General features: G+C 58.6%; 1 other RNA gene. It reads right to left on the bottom strand.

Annotation, left to right across the window (positions count from 1 at the left end):
- Window position 1: 1 nt before the first annotated feature.
- Window positions 2-367, bottom strand: an RNA gene (gene rnpB, locus ACO0LB_RS20660) — RNase P RNA component class A; the annotation flags it as partial.

Below are 367 nucleotides of genomic sequence, written 5' to 3'. Positions count from 1 at the left end.
GGTGGAGAGTCGATCTGTAAGCCGGGTTTTGTCGAGGACAGTCATTCCTCTACGACGGCCATCACTGGACGCCTCTAGCAACCTACCCGGTTCCGACGCGGGCCACGCCTGATGGAACCCTATTTGGTCTTGCTCCGAGTGGGGTTTACCTAGCCACGAACTGTTGCCAGCCGTGCGGTGCGCTCTTACCGCACCTTTTCACCCTTACCGGCACCGAAGTGCTTAGGCGGTTATTTTCTGTGGCACTTTCCGTAGGCTCACGCCTCCCAGGCGTTACCTGGCACTCCGCCCTGTGGAGCCCGGACTTTCCTCCCCCTGCTGCTCACACAACAAAAAGTTGCGGAACAAAAACAGGCAGCGACTGTCC

Source organism: Undibacterium sp. SXout7W (assembly GCF_049339385.1).
In the GTDB taxonomy this organism is placed as follows: domain Bacteria; phylum Pseudomonadota; class Gammaproteobacteria; order Burkholderiales; family Burkholderiaceae_D; genus Undibacterium.
Note: the sequence above shows the minus strand (reverse complement) of the source record. Positions and strands in the feature narration are given on the sequence as shown.